We start from the raw sequence: 13491 nt of genomic DNA, 5'->3' as shown, positions 1-13491 counted from the left end.
CGGGTCGGCGTTTCGTCGTTAAGGGTAGGCCTTCCTACCTGTTGACCGTGCCATGACGTTTCGCCGAATTCGCATTCTCATCCTGCTGGGTATTCTTGCTGCCGCAGTCGGCCTGACCTGGTTGGAGCAGACTAGGGTGCGGGCCTGGGGCGGGCCGTTGGACGTAGCCGTCATCCCGATCAACGGCGACGGCTCGGCGCAGGCGGAGGGCATGATCCGTGCGCTCAAGGCGAGCGATTTCGACGACATCGGCACTTTTCTGGAACGCGAGACCGCGCGCTATGGTGTGAAACAGTCGCCGGCCGTGCAGATCAGCCTGCTGCCGGAGCTGCATGAACAACCGCCAGCGCCACCGCACGACCATAATGCGCTGAAAACGGTGTGGTGGAGCCTGAAACTGCGGTGGTGGGTGTATCGGCAATCGGGCGAATGGCTGCCACAACTGGGCAGAATCAAGCTGTTCGTGCTGTATCACGCGCCGCAGGATGGCGTCGCGCTGGCGCATTCGCTGGGATTGCAGAAAGGCCTGATCGGCGTGGTGCATGCCTTCGCCGATCCCCGACAGACGCAGCAGAATAACATCGTGATCGCGCACGAGCTGTTGCATACGCTGGGGGCGACCGACAAGTACGACGCCGAGGGCCGGCCGATTTACCCGCAGGGCTATGCCGAACCGGAGCGGCCGCCGCGGATGCCGCGCCACGAGGCGGAGATCATGGCGGGTCGGCTGATGGATGCCGCGGGCCGGCTGGTGATGCCGCCCAGTCTCGGCCAATGCGTGATCGGCGCCATGACGGCGCATGAAATCAACCTCGACGAAGGCTTCAAACGGCGCTTCGCGTCACCCTAGGACTGGCGCTGCTGCGTCAGCCGTGCCAGACCGTAATGGATGAAGGCCAGCGCAGCGAAGACTGGGCCCAGCAGGTTCAGCAAGGGAACGAACTGCACCAGCCCGGTCAGTACCCCCAATCCCCACCAGCCGCCGCGCGCGTTCTTGAACAGTACCGCCATTTCGGCTGCGCTCGCATGTTCGGCGATCGCGTCGTAGCGGAACAGGCGCTGGTTCAGATAGGCCGCGGCCGCGAAGGGTACGAGCACGCCGACGCCGATGAGCCATAGCGGCAGTGTCACGATCCACAGGACGATGAATACGATCATCGCGATCAGCGCATTCCACAGGCTGCCGACGAAGCTGCCGCCGTTTTCGCGCTTGAGTTCCGGGTAATGGCGTTCGGCCACGATGCGGATCAGCGCGGTCATGCCGAACAAGGCGGTGATGACGAGGGCGGTGAGATAGACCAGGGGGACGTAAAACAGCACATGCAGCAGTGCCTGGATGCCGTTGGCGATCCATACCGGCTCGAGACCGGTCAGCCAAGCCTGGATGCCGAGCTTGCCGAGCCCCAGCGCGATCCAGCCGGAAAAGGTGGTCCAGAACGTCACGGCCAGCACCAGCCAGAGCAGACCGGCCGCCAGCATCGGCCAGATCACCACCCACAGCACCCGCGGCTGGAACAGGTCGTGCAGGGCGCGCATCAGCGAATCGAGTACGGTTGTCATACCGATAGCCTCAGGGCCGACTTGGGACGGAATACGTCGATCGTCCCCGCCCGGGTTTCGAGATACGGCCCGCCGATGAGATCGATGCAATAGGGCACGGCGGCGAAGATGCCGTCGAGCGTTTCCTTGATCGCCTTGGGTTGCCCCGGCAGGTTGAGGATCAGGCTGCCGCCGCGCGTGACGCCGACCTGGCGCGACAGAATCGCGGTCGGTACATACTTCAGCGACACCGCGCGCATCGCTTCGCCGAAGCCGGGCAGCACCTTGTGCGCCACGGCGAGCGTGGCTTCTGGCGTGACGTCGCGTGGCGCGGGTCCGGTGCCGCCAGTGGTGAGGATGAGCGAACACGTTTCGGCATCGGCCAGTTCGATCAGCGTCGCCTCGATCAGCGCCTGCTCGTCGGGAATCAGCCGGGTGACGAATTCGACGGGATTGAGCAGCACGTCGCCGAACCAGGCTTCGAGTGCGGGCAGGCCCTTGTCTTCGTAGACGCCGCTGCTGGCGCGGTCGCTGATGGAAACCAGGCCGATGCGGACGGGATCGTGAGTCATGTGGTCATAAAAGAGGGTTGCGCGAGTCCCCGAATTTATCAGAATGCAGGGAATGAAGATAAAGGAGAGCGGGATGAAGCTGATCAGGATGGTGTTGGCGGCAGGCTGTTTATGGGCGACTGCGGTACTGGCCGACCCGCCCCCGGGCTACCCGTTTGTCGGCTTCGATGCCGGCCTGAAGGCGGCGCACACGAGCGGCAAGCCGATATTCCTCTATTTTGGGCGCTATGGCTGCGCCTGGTGCGAACACACCAACAAGACGACCTTTTCCGACGCGGCGCTGAAAAAACTCTACAGCGACAACTATGAACTGGTGTATGTCGACGCCGAATCGGGCAAGCGGCTGACGCTGCCCTCCGGCGAACGCATCACCGAGGCCGAACTGGGCGCGCGCCTGCAGGCGTTTGCCACGCCGCTGTTCGTCTACATGACACCGCAAGGCGACAAGATCATGCAGGTCCCTGGTTTCAAGACCGTGCAGGATTTCCGCGATTTCGACCGCTACGTGCGCGGCGGCTATTACAAGCAGAAGACCCTGCTGCAGTTCCTGGACGGCAAGTCGTGAGGTCGGCGCTCCTGCTGCTGGCTGTCCTGGCGGGCAGCGCGCATGCAGCCTGGCAGTGGAGCGAGCCGCTGACCGTCAACTCGGTGCGCGGCGCGAAAATCTACCCCCATATGGAATCGGCCAACCGCCACAACGTGGCGGTATCGGGCACGACTGTCGGTGTGGTGTGGGAAGACAACCGTAGTGGCAACCCGCAATGCTATCTGGCGATGAAGCTGGCGACTGCAGCAGGTTTCCAGCCGGAAATCCAACTGAGCCAGACCGAGTGCTATGAGCCGGTCGTGGTCGCATTGGACGGCGGGCGCTTCGTGGCGGCCTGGGAAGAGGCGGGCAAGGTTCATGCACGGCTGCTGCCCGGCGGCGCGACATTGAACTTGTCGACTGCCGAAGCGGGCCAGGTCACGCTGGCAGCGGGAGCTGGCACGCTGTACGCTGCCTGGGCAGAACAGGCCGGGCGGTTCCGGCGCATCGTCGTGTCCCGGCTGGACGTGACGGCTGGCACGCTACGGACGGAACCTGCGCAGCCGGTCGAGGCGGCCATGCCGACTGACGAACAGGGGTGGCCCGCGCTGGCCGTGGCGGGCGACGGCAGCGTGACCGTGGCGTGGGAGGATCGCCGCGATCACCACACGGTGCCGCTGACCAGCCACAGCAGCGATGGCCGCAGTTTTTCGCCACCGGTTCGCCTGAGCGACCTGCCGAAGGGCGCCGGGTTGGGCCAATCCCTGGGGCTGGGCGCGGGCACGGGCGCGATGCGGCCGACGCTGACGGCCTGGGGGGCGCTGGGCATCGTTGCGGTCTGGCTCGACAAGCGCGACTTCCTGTCTGGCTATGACGTCTATGCGGCATTCGACCCGGGCGCGCGCCGCTTCGGCCCCAACCTCAAGGTGCAGGACAGCTTCGGCGACAACATGGCGCAATGGCATGCGCAGATCGTCGGCAGTGCCGACGGGCGGCTGCTGGCATTGTGGGACGATGCGCGCGACGGCACTCCGGACGTATGGCTGGCCGACTGGGACGGTACGGCATTCGGCGACAATGTGGCGATCCCGGGTGCGGCTGGACCTGGCGTGCAGTCCGACCCGGCCGTCACACTGGATGCCACAGGCGGGCTGCACGTGGTCTGGTTGGAACAGGATGAACAGGCCGGTACGCGCGTCCGTTATGCGCATGCCGAGTGGAAGTAAGACGCCGGTGTGGTGCCCTAGATCCAGCCGCGCTGTTTGAGTCGTCGATACAGCACGAGGACGGCTGCACCGGTCAGCGCCAGCAGGGCCGGATAGGCCCATGGCCATTTCAATTCGGGCATGTTGACGAAATTCATGCCGTAGAGACTGAATACCACGGTGGGCAAGGCGAGCAGCGCGCCCCAGCCAGCCAGTTTCTGCACCGACTCGTTCTGCTTCACCGACAGCGAGGCGAGGTGGAACTGCATGGCATCGGACGTCGAGGCGCGCAGGCGATCGATGGCGGCCGACACCCGCACCGCGTGGTCATGGATGTCGCGGTAATACGCCTTGAGTTCCTTGGTGGACAACTCCGGATGCAGGCGAACGAGGTTCTGCGAGATCTCCTGCATCGGCTCGGTGGCGTCGCGCAGCGCGGTGAGGTCGCGTTTCATCTCGTACAGCTGTTCCAGCATGTCGCGCCCCGACTCGACACCGCCCATCAACTGGCTTTCCAGCGAATGGAAGCGTTCCTGCATGCCTTCGATGACCGGCCTGAACTGGTCGACGATAAGATCGAGCACTAGATACAGCGCGTAAGGCGTGGCCGCCTTGAGCCCGTTGGGAAGACGCTGTAGCCGGTCGCTCACGCGCTGGTAGCCGCCGCCGCTGTCGTGGCGGATGGCGACGACATAATTCCTGCCCACGAACAAATGCGTTTCGCCGAGTTCCAGACGCGCTTCCCATAGCTGGGCTGTGCGCACCGCGATGAAAATGTGGCCATCGTATTCTTCCAGCTTGGGGCGCTGGTGCGTGGAAATCGCGTCTTCCAGCGCCAGGGCATGCAGGCCGAGTTCCTGGCCAAGGCGGGTGATGGTTTGGCTGTCGGGCGATTTCAGTTCGACCCAGATAAACCGGTCCGAGTGTCCGACATGGTCGCTGATGTCGTCGAATGCGATGGGCTGGGCTTTGGAATCGGTGAAAAGCAGGCAGTTGATGGTGAACTCCAACAGCGGGGACAGTCGTGATTCTAGGGCGTGTCCATGTGGATGGCACGCGGATTCAAGATCGGCAGGCTTTGTCCGTCATTGTGGGGGGCCATGCATCTCGCCCCCGTTTTGTTATTGCCTGGCTCGAAGTTGCGCTCGCCACGCAATAACAATTGCCGTTCGAATAATAAATCATGGGAGACAACATGAGGAGAACAGGGATGTGCCTGGCCTTGCTGCTGGGCACAGCATGCCAGGCTGCGCCGCCAGCACCGTATGCTTTCGGCGTGCTCAACCACCGGAGCCTGCAAGCAACTGCGGCGTACTGGAACCCCATCCTGACGTACGTCTCGACGCGTTCGGGCGTGCCGCTGGAATTGCACATAGGGCGCACCGCGAATGAAACCACCGACCGCGTGGTCGCGGGGAAGCTGGATTTTGCCTACACCAACCATCTGTTTACGCCGAAGCGAAACAAGATGGGCTGGCGTGTGCTGGCCCGGCAAGACACGCGGGGAATCCGTGGACAGGTGGTGGTGCTCGACAACTCGCCGATCACCACGCTGCACGAACTGGCCGGCAAGCCGGTGGCGTTCTCGAATCCCTATGGCCTCACCGGCTACTACCTGCCGATGGACGCGCTGCTGCGCGCGGAGATCAATGTCACGCCGCTGTTTTCCGGCAATCAGGAAGCGGCGATAGGGCAGCTGGAATCGGGCCAGGTCGCCGCCGCCGGAGTCAGCGATCAGGTCATGGCCGATTTCGCCCGGCGCCGCCAGCTGAAATATCGGGTGCTGGCCGAATCGAAACCCTATTTCGACCTTGCCGTGATGGCGTCGCCGCGGATCAGCATGGCGGACGGCGAGAAGGTCAGGCAGGCTTTCGTCAACATGGTGGGCGACCCGGCGGGGCTGCGTGTGTTGCAACAGTCGGCCCGGTCGCTCGGGCTGGCCAAGGTACGGGGATTTGTCGCGGCGGACGATCGTGATTATGCCGACTACCGTGCGTTCTTCCAGCATACGCGGGTACCGCTGAATGAGTGATCCGCAGTCGATGCGCAACACGCATTACAGCCTGCATATGCGCATCCTGGGCACGGTGTTCGTGTTGGTGCTCGTCATGTATCTGGTGGCGCTGGCCGTGCTGGGCCTACCGCTTACGGAGCGCGCCCAGCAACAACTCGATGTGGGTGCGGAACGCGAACTGGGCGCGATCATGACGGCGATCCAGGATCAGGCGCTGTTGCGCGATTATCCCGCGATTGAGCAGGCGATCCATGCGCGAGTGGATCGTTTCCATGCCCTGGATGTGCGCTTCGCTACCCACCAGGTCACGTTCGAGGCGGGCGCGCCGTCTGAGCTGCACCCTTATCCAGCCTGGTTCGCCGCGCTGGTGGATATCCGTGCGCCCCGCGCGCAATCCGAACTCGTCGTCGGCGGCGCATCTTACGGTATGGTTTCGGTTGCACTGGATGATGCGCCGACCATCCAGGGCTTGTGGATCCTGGCGGTGCGCTTCACCGTGCTGGCAGCCGGTAGCCTGATCGGCGTCATGCTGTTGCTGCGCTGGCTGCTGCAGGTCAATCTGCGCGGCCTGTATGCCCTGCGCACGGCGGCACGGGCGATCGAGAATGGCGATTTCAGCGCGCGCGCCAGTCTGGTATACGGTTCGCCGCCGGAGGTGCGCGATACCCAGCTGATGTTCAATCGCATGGCCGATCATGTCAGCCGACTGATCGCTGCGCTGGGACGTGAGCATGACGACTTGCTGGTCGAAAAGGAACGCCTGCGCGTGACGATCGAATCCATTGCGGATGCCGTGGTCGTCACCGATGCGAAAGGGCGGATCGAGTTCCTCAACCCAAGGGCGGAAGAGCTGACCGGCTTCAGCAGCACCGATGCGCGGGGGCGACAGATATCCGAGGTGCTGCCGTTGGCCAATGAACAGAGTGGGGCGCTTGTGGCGAATCCGCTCGAACAGGCGCTGCGGCGCAATACGGTGGTCGAGCTGGGCAATCATACGGTCATACGCCGCCAGGATGGCGCAAGGATTGCGATCAGCGATACCGCCGCGCCGATCCGTTCCAGCGACGGCAAGGTGCAGGGCGGCGTGCTGGTGTTCCAGGACGAGAGCGAACGCCGCAGTCTGATGCAACGGCTGGCCTGGCAGGCCGAGCGCGATCCGCTCACCGGTCTGTGGAATCGCCGCATGATGGAGGACAAGCTGACTGAGGCCTTGCTGAGCGTGCAGCAGGAGGCACGGCATTGCATTTTCTGCTACATCGACCTGGATCGATTCAAGCTGGTCAACGATACTTGCGGCCATCGTGCGGGCGACGCCTTGCTGCAACGCCTGACGGCCATCATGGCGCAGCGTGCGGAAGGCAGGAATCATTACCTGGCACGACTGGGAGGCGATGAATTCGGCCTGCTGTTCGTCGACACCGCTTTGCCCGCAGCGATGGATCACATACAGGGGTTGCGCGACGAAATCGGCCGCTTCCGTTTCGAATGGGACGACAAAGTGTTTCGCCTCGGGGTGAGCTTCGGGGTAACCGAATTGCATGGCGGCATGGTCGACATCGGCGAGATCCTGGCGCAGGCCGACACGGCCTGCTACCACGCCAAGTCGCTGGGCGGCAACGCGATCCAGGTCTATGAAAAAACCCACCCGGCCCTGCAGAAGATCAACGACGAGATGCAGTGGGTGGGCGCGATCACCAAGGCATTCGAGGCACACCGGTTCGTCCTGTATCGCCAGCAGAAGGTCGCCCTGTCGCCGGACGCCGCGACGCAGCATTATGAAATCCTGCTGCGCCTGCGCGGCGAGGACGGTGCGATCATCTCGCCGGGTGAGTTCCTGCCGGCAGCCGAACGTTACGGGCTGGCGCCCAGCTTCGATCGCTGGGTGATCCGCAATTTCTTCGCCTACCTCGACACGCATCCCCAAGACGAGGCCAGTTATGCGATCAACCTGTCAGGGCGCAGTCTCAGCGATCCGGGTACGGCCGAATTCGTACTCGACGAAATCGGCCAGTATCACTTCGACCCTGCGCGGATCAGTTTCGAGGTGACCGAAACCGCCGCCATCGACAGCCTCGATTCATGCGAGAAATTGATCCTGGCACTGAAGTCGCGAGGCATCCAGTTCGCGCTGGACGACTTCGGCAAAGGGCAGTCGTCGTTCGGCTACCTGAAGCGATTGCCTGTGGCCTCTCTCAAGATCGATGGGGATTTCGTGCGCGGCATGGACCACGACCGCGAAAAGCTTGCCATCGTCAAGGCCATGCACACGCTGGGGCATGAGTTGGGCAAGCAGACCATCGCCGAGCAGGTCGAGACCGAAGCCGAACTGGCCTGTTTGAAAAAAATGGGCGTGGATTTCGTGCAGGGCTACCTGCTGCACCGGCCGGCGCCGCTTCCGGTCGACTGATCCACCAGGCCTGCATAGAGTGCGGTGTAGTCCGACAGGATCGCCGCTTCGGAATAATGGCGCGTCACGTCGGCATGGCCCGCCTCGATCAGCCGGGCCTTGTGACCGGCATCGAGCGCCAGTGCGGTGCGCAACACGTCGGCCAGCCCTGCCGCATCGGCCAGCGGGGCCAGCAGGCCGTTGACGTCATCCTGCATCAGCTCCAGCGGACCTTGCGCGCGCGTGGCGACGATCAGGGCACGGTTCGCCCAGGCCTCCAGGATGACGTTGCCGAGCGGTTCGTGTACCGACGCGCAGATGAATACATCGGCCAGCTGGTAATACGGCGCCGGGTCGTTCTTCCAGCCGATCCAGCGCACGCGCGCAGCGATCCCGAGTTGCCCCGACAAGGCTTCCAGTTCCTTGCGCAGCGGTCCGTCGCCCACCATCAGCAGATGCAGCGGCATGCCGTCGTCGGCTTCGGCCGGCAGCCTGGCGAAGGCATGCAGCAGATCGCTCCAGCCTTTGTTGGGATGCAGCCGGCCGAGGCCGAGCAGGATGCGGCAGCCATCGAGCCCGAGCTGGTGGCGCAGCGCATCGAGCGCAGCGGCCGACAGGCGTTCCGGTGTGTCGACGAAATTGCCGATGCAATGCACGCGGTCGGCAGGCAGCCCATGCGCGGTCAGGTAGTCGTGAATGCCGTGCGTGTTGCCGACCCAGGCGTGGGCATGGCGATAGCCCTTGAGGTTGTAGAAGCCGCCCAGCCTGGCCAGGTGTACCGGCAGCCGGTTGGCAGGCAGATGCACGATGCGTGTGGCGCGTCCCATATAGGTCTGCACCACGTCGGGCTGGAAGTCCGCGATGACGCGATTGATCTTCCAGCGCGAGTACACATCCCATACTCCCAGCATCGGCGCGTGATAGTGGCGTACCGCAGGGTCGATGGCGCGGGCGATTTCGCCACCGGCCACGGTGACCGCGGCAACGGGCTGGCCATGGCGCGCCAGCGCGTTCACCAGCCGGATGAAGAAACGTTCTGCGCCGCCCAGGTGCTTGCCGCCGATGACATGCAAGCTGCGCGGCGGTTCGCCCGGATGAGTCAAGGATGGGCGCTCAAAACGGCAGTGCGAGGTTGGGCGCGGATTGATGGATCACGCGGCGAAAGTCGGCCTGAATCCGTTCCAGTGCAGCGGCATTGTCGGCTTCGAAGCGCAACACGATCACAGGCGTGGTGTTCGACGGGCGCGCGAGGCCGAAGCCGTCGGCGTACTCCACGCGCAGGCCGTCGAGCGTGATGACTTCCTTGGCATCGGGGAAGCGCGCGGTTTTCTGCAGCGTATCCATCAGCGTGTAATGCTCGCCTTCGGCCATCTTGATGTTGAGTTCGGGTGTGTTCACCGTGTCGGGCAGGCTGTGCAGGGTGGCATTGATGTCGGCCTGTTTGCTCAAATATTCGAGCAGGCGCGCACCGGCGTAGAGCCCGTCGTCGAAGCCGAACCAGCGCTCCTTGAAGAACACGTGGCCGGACATTTCGCCGGCCAGCAGCGCGCCGGTTTCCTTCATCTTCGCCTTGATGAAGCTATGGCCGGTCTTCCACAGCAGCGGACGACCGCCGCGTTCGCGGATCCAGCTGAACAGGTTGCGCGTCGACTTCACGTCGAAAATGATCTCGGCACCCGGGTTGCGGCTGAGCACGTCGTCGGCGAACAGCATCAGCTGGCGGTCGGGGAAGATGATGCTGCCGTCCTTGGTGACCACGCCGAGGCGGTCGCCGTCGCCGTCAAAGGCCAGCCCGATTTCGGCGTCGCTGGTCTTCAGCGCAGCGATCAGATCCTGCAGGTTCTTGGGCTGCGAGGGATCGGGATGATGGTTGGGAAAGTTGCCGTCGACTTCGCAGAACAGTTCCTCCACCTGGCAACCCATGTCGCGATAGAGCTTGGGTGCAAATGCGCCGGGCACGCCGTTGCCGCAGTCGATGATGATCTTCATCGGGCGCGTGAGCTTGACGTCGGAGACGATGCGTGTGAGATATTCTCCGGCGATGTCGTGCTGGCGGTAGCCGCCGTCGCCGTGTGCGAGATCGTTGTTCACCAGCCGCTCGCGCAGCTTCTGGATGGCCTCGCCCGACAGTGTCTCGCCGCCGAGCACCATTTTCAGGCCGTTGTAGTCGGGCGGGTTGTGGCTGCCGGTGACCATCACTGCGCTGTTCGTTCCCAGTTGATAGGCAGCGAAATAGGTCATCGGCGTGGCGACCATGCCGAGGTCGACGACGCCGATGCCGGCCTTGCGGATGCCGCGCGCCAGGGCTGCGGCGAGATCGGGGCCGGACAGGCGGCCATCGCGGCCGATGCAGATTTCGGTCTGGCTGCGTGCGACCGCTTCGGAACCGATGGCGTGGCCGATGGCCTCGACGATTTCCGGCGTGAAGGTCGTGCCGACGATACCGCGGATGTCATAGGCCTTGAAGATTTCCTTGGGGTATTCCACAACACGCTCCCTGTTTTCAGATGGACCGATTTTACCCGGGCTGTGTGTCGAAATGCTGCATCAATCGGCGCGGAAGCCAGTCGAGGTTGCCCGGGAACGGACCGGAAGGGAAGGCGACGTGGCCGCCGGTGGCAGGTTGTTCGAGCGTGACTGCAGGAGAGACTTCGTCAGGCGACGGCAATGCCCTGGCAGGCAGGAATGGGTCGTTTCGCGCGTTGATGACGAGCGTGGGGATGGCGATGGCGTGCAGCAGGGGTTTGGAAGACACCTTCAGCCAGTAGTCGTCGGCATCGCGAAAGCCATGCAGCCGGGCTGTGACCAGCGTGTCGAATGCGCGGAAGGTGGTGGCAGCTGCAATCGCTTTCGCATCCAGGACGCCGGGAAAGCCTGCGGCCTTGCGCAGGGCCTTCTGCTTCAGGGTGACGAGAAAGCGAGCGGTGTAGACACGGCGATTGAAGCCACGATCAAGCGTGCGGCCGGCTGCAGTGAGATCGAGCGGCGCGGAAACGCCGGCGGCACGTTCGACCAGCGTACGTGCCGCTTCGCCCTGTTCGCCCAGCCATTTCAGCAGCGCGTTGCCGCCGAGCGAAACACCGACGGCGTAAACCGGGGCATGGGCATGCAAGGATTTGACGTGACGCAGCATGCGTTCGATGTCCTTACTGTCGCCGGCAAAATAGGCGCGCGGCAGGCGGTTGTCCACGCCCGAGCAGCCGCGGAAATGCGCCACCACGCCATGCCAGCCGCGTGTTCGGGCATGGGCCATGAGGTCGCGTGCGTAGTGGCTGTCGGCACTGCCTTCCAGGCCATGGAACAGCACTACTGCCGGTGCACCGGCCTGGCCGTCCACCCAGTCGAAATCGAGAAAATCGCCGTCCGGCAGTTCCAGTCGCTCGCGCCGGTAGACTATCGGCGGAACATGGATGAACAGGCTGCTGTAGATGGTTTGCAGGTGGCCGCCTGGCAGCCAGACAGGGGCGCGATAAGCCATGTTTTCCGGAAAGGACATGGCGCGGGGTTTAGCCAAATCGCCGCCGATCCTTCTTAATGCAGGACCACGGGCGGCGTGCGTGAGGGCGGTGTGCCACCCACCTGGAGCGGCGAGGCGTGGTGCAGCACCATGCGCCAGCCGCCGTCGGCTTCCTTGCGGTAGACATTGGTCGCGAGTATGGGCGGGCGCGGTTCGGTCTCCTGGCCGATGACGAGGTATTCGCGAACGATGCGGACGACCTGCGAAGTTTCGCGTATTTGGTGGGCGACTTCCACCCGTACACTGAACTGACCAGCGGCCTCGAACATGCTGCGCCAGCCGGCCGCCACGGCGGTCCGCCCATTCAGCGGCGCGGCCATGGGATGGATGCAGGCGATGCTGTCGTCGCTGGCCCAGACCGCCATCATGGCGTCGAGCGAACGGGTCTCGAAAGCCGCGTAGAACGCGGCCTCGACGGCTTCGGGAGTGGGAAACGTGGATCCGGGCATGGTTCTCGAATCAGGACCTGCCGCCCCGGGCCGGGGACGACAGAGCTAGTGATGACTGCCGCTGGGTTTGCCTTTCAGGCGATAGAGCGTGCCGCAATAGGGACACAGCGCATCGCCACGCGCTTCGATGGGCAGGTAGACGCGCGGGTGGGCACTCCAGTCGCTCTGCTGCGGCATCGGGCAATGCAGCGGCAGGTCGCTTTCGGTGATTTCGATGACGCGCTGGGTATTGTCGTGCCGTTCGCTCATATCGTGCACGCTCAGACCGGGCTGAGCCAGTCGGCATGGGCGTCGGCACGGCCATGCACGCAGTCGAAATACATCGCCTGCAAGCGTGCGGTGATGGGGCCGCGGGTTCCTTCGCCGATGGTGCGGTTGTCGAGTTCGCGGATCGGCGTGACTTCGGCGGCGGTGCCGGTGAAGAAGGCCTCGTCGGCGCAGTAGACCTCGTCGCGCGTGATGCGCTTCTCGATCACCTGCAGGCCGATTTCGCCAGCCAGTTGCACGATGGTGTCGCGCGTGATGCCCTCCAGGGCGGCTGTCAGATCGGGCGTGTAGAGCTTGCCGTTGCGGACCATGAAGAAATTCTCGCCCGAGCCTTCGGCGACGAAGCCGTCGACGTCGAGTAGCAGCGCCTCGTCGTAGCCGTCGGTTTCGGCTTCCTTGTGCGCGAGGATGGAGTTCATGTAGTTGCCGTTGGCCTTGGCCTTGCACATGGTGATGTTGACGTGGTGGCGCGAGAACGAACTGGTCTTCACGCGGATACCGCGTTCCAGCGCTTCCTGGCCCAGATACGCGCCCCACGGCCAGGCGGCGACGATGACGTGCACCGACAGGTTCTTGGCCGAGATGCCCATGGCCTCAGAGCCGAAAAATGCCATCGGGCGCAGATAGCCGGATTCGAGCCTGTTCTCGCGCACGACGGTGCGCTGTGCCTCTGAAATCGTGGCCTTGTCGAACGGCAGCTTCATGCCGAGGATGTGGGCGGAGCGGAACAGACGGTCGGTGTGCTCCTGCAGGCGGAAGATCGCGGTGCCCTGCTCGGCCTTGTAGGCGCGCACTCCCTCGAAGACGCCCATGCCGTAGTGCAGGGTGTGGGTCAGGACGTGGGTGGTGGCGTCGCGCCAGGGGACGAGCTTGCCGTCGTACCAGATGACGCCGTCGCGGTCGGCCATGGACATGGTGAAAATTCTCTAACGAATGGAAAACGCCAATCTTACCGGATTCCGGGCGGCGAAAAGCACCCGGCGCGCAGCGGATGTTACCGGACAGGCCGCCCGGCC

14 protein-coding genes are annotated in these 13491 nt (G+C 63.8%); 5 read left to right on the top strand and 9 right to left on the bottom strand.

The features are described 5' to 3' along the window. Positions 1-52: 52 nt before the first annotated feature. Positions 53-850 (top strand): hypothetical protein, encoded by a 798-nt coding sequence (locus B058_RS0102120; RefSeq protein WP_026240566.1) that lies wholly within the window; start codon positions 53-55, stop codon positions 848-850. Here B058_RS0102120 and B058_RS0102115 read toward each other — a convergent pair. Together B058_RS0102115 and mog are read right to left on the bottom strand one after the other, a co-directional pair. Continuing rightward, entirely contained in the window at positions 847-1560 is a 714-nt protein-coding gene (locus B058_RS0102115; RefSeq protein ID WP_018506816.1) for an EI24 domain-containing protein, read from the bottom strand. The genes B058_RS0102120 and B058_RS0102115 overlap by 4 nt on opposite strands. Further along, positions 1557-2111, bottom strand: a complete 555-nt coding sequence (gene mog, locus B058_RS0102110) for a molybdopterin adenylyltransferase (protein ID WP_018506815.1) — start codon at positions 2109-2111, stop codon at positions 1557-1559. The genes B058_RS0102115 and mog overlap by 4 nt, the downstream gene beginning before the upstream one ends. Positions 2112-2184: 73 nt before the next feature. On the opposite strand from mog, the gene B058_RS0102105 reads away from it, so the two are divergent. Beyond that, the gene (locus B058_RS0102105; protein WP_018506814.1) at positions 2185-2676 is read left to right on the top strand and encodes a thioredoxin family protein; all 492 of its coding nucleotides are present in this window, start codon (positions 2185-2187) and stop codon (positions 2674-2676) included. Next, positions 2673-3863, top strand: a complete 1191-nt coding sequence (locus B058_RS0102100) for a hypothetical protein (protein ID WP_018506813.1) — start codon at positions 2673-2675, stop codon at positions 3861-3863. The genes B058_RS0102105 and B058_RS0102100 overlap by 4 nt, the downstream gene beginning before the upstream one ends. Before the next feature lie 17 nt (positions 3864-3880). Here the strand turns inward: B058_RS0102100 and B058_RS0102095 are convergent, their stop codons facing one another. Continuing rightward, positions 3881-4852 carry a magnesium and cobalt transport protein CorA gene (locus tag B058_RS0102095; protein WP_018506812.1) on the bottom strand — a complete coding sequence of 324 codons (972 nt, stop codon included), beginning with the start codon at positions 4850-4852 and terminating at the stop codon, positions 3881-3883. 200 nt (positions 4853-5052) lie between these two features. Here B058_RS0102095 and B058_RS0102090 point away from each other — a divergent pair, with 200 nt between their 5' ends. Beyond that, the gene (locus B058_RS0102090) at positions 5053-5874 is read left to right on the top strand and encodes a phosphate/phosphite/phosphonate ABC transporter substrate-binding protein (RefSeq protein WP_018506811.1); all 822 of its coding nucleotides are present in this window, start codon (positions 5053-5055) and stop codon (positions 5872-5874) included. After that, complete coding sequence (locus B058_RS16265; protein ID WP_081616707.1) at positions 5867-8263, top strand: EAL domain-containing protein; 2397 nt, start codon at positions 5867-5869, stop codon at positions 8261-8263. Before B058_RS0102090 ends, B058_RS16265 begins: the two co-directional genes overlap by 8 nt. On the opposite strand, the gene B058_RS0102080 is transcribed toward B058_RS16265, so the two are convergent. The 6 genes from B058_RS0102080 to B058_RS0102055 are packed head-to-tail and all read right to left on the bottom strand — an operon-like array spanning position 8224 to position 13389. Then, positions 8224-9345 (bottom strand): glycosyltransferase, encoded by a 1122-nt coding sequence (locus B058_RS0102080; RefSeq protein ID WP_018506809.1) that lies wholly within the window; start codon positions 9343-9345, stop codon positions 8224-8226. The genes B058_RS16265 and B058_RS0102080 overlap by 40 nt on opposite strands. A 10-nt stretch (positions 9346-9355) precedes the next feature. Next, positions 9356-10729, bottom strand: coding sequence for a phosphomannomutase/phosphoglucomutase (locus B058_RS0102075; protein WP_018506808.1), 1374 nt, complete (start codon positions 10727-10729; stop codon positions 9356-9358). A 31-nt stretch (positions 10730-10760) separates the two neighbouring features. After that, positions 10761-11738, bottom strand: coding sequence for a YheT family hydrolase (locus B058_RS0102070; RefSeq protein WP_018506807.1), 978 nt, complete (start codon positions 11736-11738; stop codon positions 10761-10763). A gap of 35 nt (positions 11739-11773) precedes the next feature. Beyond that, on the bottom strand, positions 11774-12208 hold the full coding sequence (locus tag B058_RS0102065; RefSeq protein ID WP_018506806.1) for a YybH family protein: 435 nt from the start codon (positions 12206-12208) through the stop codon (positions 11774-11776). A 45-nt stretch (positions 12209-12253) separates the two neighbouring features. Beyond that, entirely contained in the window at positions 12254-12457 is a 204-nt protein-coding gene (locus B058_RS0102060; protein ID WP_018506805.1) for a zinc-finger domain-containing protein, read from the bottom strand. Positions 12458-12468: 11 nt separating this feature from the next. Next, entirely contained in the window at positions 12469-13389 is a 921-nt protein-coding gene (locus tag B058_RS0102055) for a branched-chain amino acid transaminase (RefSeq protein ID WP_018506804.1), read from the bottom strand. Positions 13390-13491: the final 102 nt, after the last annotated feature.

Origin of the sequence: Thiobacillus thioparus DSM 505, assembly GCF_000373385.1 — a bacterium.
Taxonomy (GTDB): Bacteria; Pseudomonadota; Gammaproteobacteria; order Burkholderiales; family Thiobacillaceae; genus Thiobacillus; species Thiobacillus thioparus.
This window is presented reverse-complemented; position numbering and strand designations above follow the sequence as displayed.